Origin of the sequence: Acidiphilium sp. AL (assembly GCF_025499445.1) — a bacterium.
Lineage (GTDB): Bacteria > Pseudomonadota > Alphaproteobacteria > Acetobacterales > Acetobacteraceae > Acidiphilium > Acidiphilium iwatense.
The window spans coordinates 1-8321 of the sequence record NZ_JAIMBZ010000074.1 but is presented as its reverse complement, the minus strand read 5'-3'; the positions used below and the strand labels follow the sequence as shown (position 1 = coordinate 8321).

The following is an 8321-nucleotide window of genomic DNA, read 5'->3' as shown; positions in this document are numbered from 1 at the left end:
TGCAGTGAGCCTCAGCATCTGGTCGTGAGAAAATGTGACCATGTGATCGGCCACCGAGCCCGGAATCATCAGCAATAGGACTCAAAGACTCACCCGAAATCGCGCGCCTTCACTTTGGTCTGGTCGCGCTTGACGGCAACCGGCCGCTCTTCGCGTTCGCCGGAATCTGGATCGTCCGGCACGATACCCGCGCTACCAAGATCGACCCGCTCGAAGGTGAACGCCTGGGCGTCGCGGGGAACAGTATTGCCATCGTAGACGATGCGATGGCCAGGTCGGCGCCTATTGGGCGCCGTCCTCGCTGAAGCGCCAGACCGGGATGCCGAGCTTGCGGGCCTTGTCGGTGAGGTTGGCGGAGATGCCCGAGCCTGGGAAGGCGATGAGCCCCGTTGGCAACGCGTCGAGCATCTGATCGTTGCGCTTGAACGGTGCGGCATTGCGGTGTTTGGCCCAGTCGGGCTTGAAGACGACCTGCGCCACCTTGCGGCTATCGGCCCAACAGGCGGCGATGCGCTCGGCGCCTTTGGGACTGCCGCCATGCAGCAGCACCATGTCGGGATGCTTGGCGCGCGCCTTGTCGAGCACGGCCCAGATGCGCTGATGGTCGTTGCAGTCGGGACCGCCGGTGAAGGCGATGCGGGTGCCCGCGGGAACCAGCAACTCGGTCTCGGCGCGGCGTTTTGCCGCGAGAAAATCGCGGCTGTCGATCATCGCGGCGGTGAGTGTGCGATGGTTGACGATGGACCCGGCACGCGGGCGCCAGGCCGCGCCGGTCGCGGCTTCGAACAGTTCGGCGGCATGGTCACGGAAGAATTCGAAACCGTTGCGGCGCTCGATAAGGGCGAGACCCTGATCGATCAGGCGCTCAAGCTCGACGGATTTGACTTCCGAGCCGTTCTGCTCGGCTTGACTGCGGCGCTGTGCCTGCTCGTTGCCGTCGAGATCGCGCTCGATGCGGTCGATCTTGCGATGGAACAGATTGACCATGGACCAGAGCAGGTCGGGCAGGTCGTCCTCGAGGCTTGTGCCGGCCAGCATCGTGCCGAACGCGCCGAAAACATCGGCAAGCTGGGCCTGCGCGATGTCGGTGTCCGGCAGCGGTCGCGGATCGGGCTCGTCCGGACCGGGGCGGTAGCCGTAGAGCGCCAGTTCGTCGAGCAACTGCGCGGTTGGGGAAGCGGCGTGGTGTTCTGCTCCGGCCCCGGTCTCGGTGCCGGTGTCGTCGCAGGGGAACAGGGAGGGGGTCATGGCGTGCGCCTTTCTGCCGGGGACCGCGCCCATCGCGGCCTTCACGGGCGATCCCTGGCCGGAGGCGGAGACGGCCCGCACCGGCAGCCGCCCCGTGCGGGACGGCCAGGGCCGGAGCACAGCGGAGGATGGCAGCCGGGCGGCTATTTTGTTTCGCGATGCAAAGCCGGGCATCTGCGCCCCCATCGCGCCCGCGCGATGGGGTGGACAATCGGAGCCTCCGCGCGGCCTGCCGCGGGGAGTGATCTTGCCCGGCGGCGGAAAATAGCCGCTCGGCGCCATTGCGGGCCGGCGCCGCCTCCGGCAGATCGCCCGCTCGGGAAGGCCGTGGGCGCGGCGCTCGTCCGGCAGGGCAAGCCAGCACGTCCCCACCCTGCCCTGCTCCCGGCCGATCCCGGTACTGCCGAACCTCAGGTTCCGCCACGTCCACCCCGGCGGAATTCGCGCGGCACAAACCGCACCCGGTCAGCGGGGACGAGCTGCGGTACCAGTGAGCAGAGCATTGCGGCCGGGCCCAGCTGCACCAGATCGGTGTTGAAATCGTCCAGGACCGGCGCGAGGTCGCGGACCTCGAGGCCCGACGCCGCGCCGCGTATCCGCAGCCGTTCCGCTGCAAGACGTCCGGCTTCGTCATTGTCACGGGCGACATAGAGCCGGCGCAGCGGCGGTGGGAGCCAAAGCGCGGCGAGATGATTGGCCGAGAGCCCGGCGATCATCGGCAGAGCGGGCAGCACCGACTTCAGGGAGAGGATGGTTTCGAGCCCTTCGCCAGCGGCCAGCACGTCGCGGGCGGTGCCGAAGCGCACACCATTGCCGAGCAGATGACCGAGCGCGCGCCGCGGATCGGCCAGCGGTGCCTTGGCGGGACGGGCGGGATCGAGCCAGGTGCGATGCACGCCGGTGATGCGGCCCTCGGAATCGGTCACCGCGGCCAGCAGTGCCGGCCAGACTTGGCGCGGCACCCCCTCATGCGCGCGGTAGTAGACCGCCGGATGGTAGCGCAGGTTTGATGCATCGAGCGGCGCAAAAATGCCGCGGGCGCGGAGATACGCTTCGGCCGGCGTACCGATGATCGGTCGCCCGGCCTGAAACAGACGACGCGCGGCTTCGCCGGATCCGCCCGTGAGCGGCCCGCTCGGCGCGGCGGCCGGCACTGCCGATGAAGCCCGTGACCGCAGCGAAGACCCTGCCGTCCGTGGTGAAGAGCTCTGAGGGGATTCCGGACGCGGCAGGGAGAGAAAGACACGCGCCTCGGCAAGCGCGTCGTGCAACTGACCGAAACCCCGGCTGGCGGCTATGAGGTCGAGCAGATCGCCGTGTTCGCCGGTCATCGCGTCAGTCCATTTGCCGGCTGCTCCAGGACCGAATTCGGGTCCATGGAGCCGGACATAGAGGCTGCGTCCCGGTGTGTCATGGACGTCGCCGGCGATCCAGTAGTTTCCCTGGCGGCGGCCGTTGGAGAGATAGGAACGACACACGGCCTCAGCATCGCGCGCGAGGCGGCGCGCCAATTCGGCGGCAGGGCAAACCATGGTTTTCTCCGCTCAAAGTGAGGCTTTGTCAGCGACACGCACAAGCGGATAGCGATCCAGTACGGTGCCGAGGATCGCCGGTCCGTTGACGCCCATCGGTATGAAGAGCCGCAACTTCCAGGTGATGATCTCAGAGACGAGACCCATCGCTTTCAACCGGTCGACCATGCCGTCGGTGAAGCCGGTCAGTTCGATGCGGAACTCGCCCATCGCCTTGACCCGACGCAATTGCAACCCGCCGGCGAGTTCGAGGATGGTCCGTCCGTCCAGTAGTGCCGACCACGCATCGTCCGGCGAGAGCGATGGCGTGTCCACCTCGACCGCCTGGGCGACCCAGGCCGGCGAGACCAGGCGGCCGATCACCCGTTCGCCGTCGTCGGTCTGCAAGCGATAGACCCGGCAACTGTCCTGGGGCAGGCGCCGCCAGATCGGCAGCAAAAGACCGGTGACGATGTGGATGGTGCTGGCGGTGAACGCGGGAACGCTCGCGACCTCCTGCTCCCAGGCGGCGATGAAGGATTTTTGCTCGGCTTCCCGCCAATGCGTCTGGGCGAGACTGCCGAGCGGCATGGCGATCCGCTCCATCGGCCGCACCAGGCGGACGCGGCGCTCGACCTCACCGTCGTCGAGCATCAGGCTCGGTGCCGGCACCTGCACGGCGGCACGGCCAGACTGGGTGTTGAGGAGCAGAACAACGCGCGGATCGTTCGCCTGTGCCAGCACCGCGTCGAGGCTGAGCGGCTTGTTGCGGTCTCGCCGGGCAATGGCGAAGATCCGGGTTTCCGCGCCGGTCTCAGGATGCGCATAGAGGGCCCGGCGTTCGGTGATCGTCAGGCTCTCGGCAGTCAGCGTCTCGACGCCGAGATCATAGGTGCCGGAGACAATAGCGCCCTCGATCTTGGCGGTGAGAAGCCCCTCGAATACGGCAAAAATTGTATTCTGCAGGTCGATGGTCAGCGCCAGCAGGCGATTGAGGAAGGTGGTGATCGGCGGCAGATCCTCGCGCAGGCTGCCGTCCTGATCGGTGAGCTTCAGCCCGGTCGCGTCCTCGAACGCCTGGAGCGAGCAGGTTTCGATCCTGCCGGTGTAGAGGAGCATATAAAGCTGGCGCAGGGCGGCGCGGCCATAGACCGATTCCAGATTGTCGTCGGCGCGGAACAAGCCTTGGCCGCCGGTCTGACGCTGGCCCTTGGTGATCGCGCCCAGCGTGTCGAGCCGGCGCGCGATGGTCGAGAGAAACCGCTTCTCGGCTTTGACGTTGGTCGCCATCGGGCGGAATAACGGTGGCTGCGCCTGGTTGGTGCGGTTGGAACGGCCGAGGCCCTGGATCGCGGTATCGGCCTTCCAGCCAGCTTCGAGCAGATAATGCACGCGCAGACGCTGGTTTTTGGCGCCGAGATCGGCGTGATACGAACGGCCGGTGCCGCCGGCGTCAGAAAACACCAGGATACGCTTCTCGTCATCCATGAAGGCCTGGGCTTCTGCCAGATTGGCCGAACCGGCGCGGTTCTCCACGACGAGACGATCCGAGCCGTCCGCTCCGTGCTTGCGCACGATGCGGCGCGAGCGGCCGGTGACCTCGGCAACCCGATCGGTGCCGAAGCGCTGGACGATCTGGTCGAGGGCACCCTGGACCGGGGTCAGGGCGGCGAGCCGTTCGATCATCCGGTCGCGCCGTTCGACCGCCTCGCGGCACTGGACCGGCTGGCCGTCGAGAAACATCGGCCGCGAGGAGAGATTGCCCTCGTCGTCGGTGAATGGCTCGTAGAGTTGGGTCGGGAAGGAATGCGCGAGATAATCCAGGACGTATTCGCGTGGCGTGATATCGACCTGGACGTCGCCCCAGTCCTCGGTTGGGATCTCGGCGAGCCGGCGTTCGGTCAGCGCCTCGCCGGTCGAGACGATCTGGATGATCGCGGCATGACCGGCGGCGAGATCGCGCTCGACCGAAGCGATCAGCGTGGTCGCCTTCATCGAGGTGATCAGGTGGGAGAAGAAACGCTGCTTGGCACTCTCGAAGGCCGAGCGCGCGGCGGATTTGGCCTGGGCGTTCAGCGTGCCGCGTTCACCGGTGACGTTGGCGGCGTTCAGCGCTTCGGTCAGGTTGTTGTGGATGATCTGGAACGCGCCGGCATAGGCGTCATAGATCCGGGTCTGGCCCTCGGTCAGCACGTGTTCGACCAACTCATACTCGACGCCCTCGTAAGAGAGCGACCGCGCCGCATAGAGACCGAGTGCCTTCAAGTCGCGTGCCAGCACTTCCATGGCGGCGACACCACCGGCCTCGATCGCCTGGACGAACTCGGCACGGGTGGCGAACGGGAAATCCGCACCACCCCAGAGCCCGAGCCGCTGGGCGTAGGCGAGGTTGTGGACCGCGGTGGCGCCGGTCGCGGAGACGTAGACCACGCGGGCGTTGGGCAGGGCGTGCTGCAGCCGCAGCCCGGCGCGGCCCTGTTGCGATGGTGCCTTGTCGCCGCGCTCGGATTTTTCACCGGCGGCATTGGCCATGGCGTGGGATTCGTCGAACACCATCACGCCGTCGAAATCGCGGCCGAGCCAGTCGATGATCTGCTGAAGGCGTGATGCCTTGGTCTCGCGCGCCTCGGAGCGCAGCGTGGCATAGGTCGTGAAGAGGATCCCTTCCGCAAGGCGGATCGGCGTGCCCTGCTTGAACCGGGAGAGCGGGGTTATCAGAAGGCGCTCCTGACCCAGCGCCGCCCAATCGCGCTGGGCGTCCTCGATCAGCTTGTCGGACTTGGAAACCCAGACCGCGTGGCGCCGGCCTTTCAGCCAGTTGTCGAGGACGATACCGGCGACCTGACGGCCCTTCCCAGCACCGGTGCCGTCACCGAGGAACCAGCCGCGCCGGAATTTTGCTCCGGCCTCCGCATCGTCGGATGCCGCGGAAACGACGTCAAACGTCTCGTCGACGATCCAGGAACCGGCGAGATGACCGGCATGGGCTTCCCCGGCATAGATGACGCTTTCGAGTTGGGCATCGGACAGCAGGCCATCGGTGACGGCGGACGGCGGCAGATGCGGCCGGTAGCGCGGCTTGGGCGGTGCCACGGAGGCCATTGCCGCCGACTGCACCAGCTGGGTCGGATGCGGGCGTGCGCCGGGGATGCGGATCGACTGGAGCGTATAGCCCTCGTAGAGCGCGTCGGTGATCGTGCCGTTCCGAGACGGCGCCCAGTCGCATTGTTCATAGGCGAGTTCGACGGCTTCGGCAGGATTTGGCGCTGACGGTGCAGGGGTTTTTGACGACGTGAAGACCCGAGCGGGACATGAATTTATCCGCGGCGCTGGCAACGTGGCAATGACCGGGGCCGGGTCGAGCGACAGTGCCGGTGCGAGTGTGGGTGCCGATGTCACCGATGTCGTCGATTTCGCCGACGGCGGCGGTGGTGGCGCAGACCGTGCTGGCACCAGTGTCATTGTCGCCGGTGCCGGTAGCGGTTCCGACGCCAGTGTCGGCGATGTCACAGCGGTCGTCGGCAGAGCCGGTGCTGCGACCATCAAAGCCGGGCGCGGCGGCACACCGGCGATGACCCAGTCGAGCAAGGCCGCCGGATCGGGCGCGACGCCTCGCGATGGCGGAAACTTGGTGGGATCGTCGGCGGGCACGCGGTCGATCACGGTCAGCCTGGTATCGACAGTGGTGCCGTGGCGGGCATAGGCGCGGCCATCGACGGCCGCCGAAAACACCACCCGGCCGCGCTCCTGCAGCCGCACGAAGCTTTTGTGCCAAGCGGGATTCTCGGGCGACAGGCTGGCTCCGGTGATCGCGACCAGGCGGCCGCCTGGGGTGAGACGCGCCAAGGCTGAAGACATGTGGCGCAGGGCGGCATCGGCGACCCGCCCCTCGACATGGGCCCCGGCCGAAAAGGGCGGGTTCATCAGAACGACTGACGGCGCGATCGCGGGATCGAGGTAATCATGGATCTGCGCCGCGTCGTGCCGCGTCACCGCCACCCCCGGAAACAGGGCACCGATCAGCCCGGCGCGCTGATCCGCGATCTCGTTGAGCGCCAAGCGCGCGCCGGCAAGCTCCGCGAAAATGGCAAGCAGGCCGGTGCCGGCCGACGGCTCGAGCACGAGATCGGCCGGGGTAATCGCCGCCGCAATCGCCGCCGCGAAACCAAGCCCGATCGGCGTCGAAAACTGCTGGAGAGCATTGCTCTCCTCGGATCGCCGTGTCTGTGTCGGCACCAGTGTCGCGACCTTGGCCAGCATGGCGAGGAACCCGCCCGGCGACCCTGCCCTTGCGCGCATCGCGGCGCCGAATTTGCGCAGGAACAGGATCTGGGCCGCCTCGCAGGAATCATAGGCGGACTTCCAGTCCCAGGCCCCTTCGGCATCGGACGCACCGAAGGCAGCCGCCATGGCGGCGCGGAGGGCGCGGGTGTCGAGCGCACGGCCCTGACCGAGGCTCCGTACCAAACTACCGGCGACCTGGAACAGGGCCGACGCCGGATCCGGTCGAGGTTGGTCCCGGAACAGCGGCAACGGGGCCGCTTCCTGCGCAGCGGCAGGAGCAAAAAAATTCATCAGGAGGATCTCCGAGAGCGAGGGGGGATGGACCTGGCACGCGCTCTCTTCACCCGCCGGGTCTCACCTCGCTCCCGGCCAGGCTCTCCCTCTGAGCCTGGACCAACCATGCGACGCGCGCCAAACCCGCTTGCATCATCGCCGCTCTTTCCCTATCTTACTAGCGTCTTACCTCCTCCGCGGAGCACCGCCATGGCGTCGCCTGAGAGACTGACGACCACCGTATCGACCAAGGGCCAGGTCATCCTGCCCAAGACCATCCGCGAGCAGCGGCATTGGGACGCCGGCACACGGCTGGTCGTGGAAGACACGGCCGACGGTGTTCTGCTGAAGGCTGCGCCGATCTTCGCGCCGACCCGGGGGGCCGATGTCTTCGCCTCGCTTCCCCCGATCGGGGCGCCAAAGACCCTGGCGGAAATGGACGCGGCAATCGCCGCGGAAACGAAGCGGCGGCATGGTCGCAATCGATACTAATCTGATCGTCCGCTATCTCACCGGCGATCATCCCCGGCAGTCAGCACAGGCGCGAGCGCTGATCGACAGCGAGGATGTGTTCGTCTGCACGACGGTCCTGCTCGAGAGCGAGTGGGTGCTGCGCAGCATCTATGGTTATGCCGCCGATCGGCTCGCCAAGGCACTGCGCGCCTTCGCGGGTCTTCCGCACGTCACGATCGAGGATGCGGGTCTGACCGCCCAGGCGCTGGACTGGATGGAAGCGGGTATGGATTTCGCCGATGCGCTGCATCTGGCGAAGGCGATCGGTTGCGACGCCTTTGTCAGTTTCGACCAGCGCTTTGTGCGGGCGGCCAATCGACTCGGCGCAATCAAGGTTCGGGTACCGTAGGCGCATCACCGGCTTCAGGCGGACCATCGGCGACGCCAAACTTCTTCTCCATGCGGAACTCCACGAGGATGTCCTTCGTGAATTTGCCGAGGATCGCACCCGCCGCGATCAGCACCGCAACGCCACCGGAGCCATCCGGCCGC

The 8321-nt window shown here is 67.0% G+C and carries 5 protein-coding genes; 2 read left to right on the top strand and 3 right to left on the bottom strand.

What is annotated here, in order from left to right; all coding sequences use genetic code 11:
• Positions 1-282: 282 nt before the first annotated feature.
• From AiwAL_RS19360 to AiwAL_RS19350, 3 genes are all read right to left on the bottom strand, one after another.
• A complete protein-coding gene (locus tag AiwAL_RS19360; protein ID WP_262313394.1) occupies positions 283-1248 on the bottom strand; it encodes a DUF2493 domain-containing protein in 966 nt (321 codons plus the stop codon).
• Between the two features lie 410 nt (positions 1249-1658).
• The gene (locus AiwAL_RS19355) at positions 1659-2780 is read right to left on the bottom strand and encodes a toprim domain-containing protein (protein ID WP_262313393.1); all 1122 of its coding nucleotides are present in this window, start codon (positions 2778-2780) and stop codon (positions 1659-1661) included.
• Between the two features lie 12 nt (positions 2781-2792).
• Positions 2793-7334: a strawberry notch-like NTP hydrolase domain-containing protein gene (locus tag AiwAL_RS19350; protein ID WP_262313392.1), complete on the bottom strand. Its 4542-nt coding sequence runs from the start codon at positions 7332-7334 to the stop codon at positions 2793-2795.
• Between the two features lie 192 nt (positions 7335-7526).
• Between AiwAL_RS19350 and AiwAL_RS19345 the strand changes: the two genes are divergently transcribed.
• Together AiwAL_RS19345 and AiwAL_RS19340 are read left to right on the top strand one after the other, a co-directional pair.
• Positions 7527-7808, top strand: coding sequence for an AbrB/MazE/SpoVT family DNA-binding domain-containing protein (locus AiwAL_RS19345; RefSeq protein WP_262313391.1), 282 nt, complete (start codon positions 7527-7529; stop codon positions 7806-7808).
• Positions 7789-8178, top strand: coding sequence for a type II toxin-antitoxin system VapC family toxin (locus AiwAL_RS19340; RefSeq protein ID WP_262313390.1), 390 nt, complete (start codon positions 7789-7791; stop codon positions 8176-8178). The genes AiwAL_RS19345 and AiwAL_RS19340 overlap by 20 nt, the downstream gene beginning before the upstream one ends.
• Positions 8179-8321: the final 143 nt, after the last annotated feature.

Excerpts from the sequence above, each read along its gene's own strand:
- AiwAL_RS19350 (WP_262313392.1), bottom strand. The coding sequence starts at position 7,334 with ATGAATTTTTTTGCTCCTGCCGCTGCGCAGGAAGCGGCCCCGTTGCCG.
- AiwAL_RS19360 (WP_262313394.1), bottom strand. The coding sequence starts at position 1,248 with ATGACCCCCTCCCTGTTCCCCTGCGACGACACCGGCACCGAGACCGGG.
- AiwAL_RS19340 (WP_262313390.1), top strand. The coding sequence starts at position 7,789 with ATGGTCGCAATCGATACTAATCTGATCGTCCGCTATCTCACCGGCGAT.
- AiwAL_RS19355 (WP_262313393.1), bottom strand. The coding sequence starts at position 2,780 with ATGGTTTGCCCTGCCGCCGAATTGGCGCGCCGCCTCGCGCGCGATGCT.
- AiwAL_RS19345 (WP_262313391.1), top strand. The coding sequence starts at position 7,527 with ATGGCGTCGCCTGAGAGACTGACGACCACCGTATCGACCAAGGGCCAG.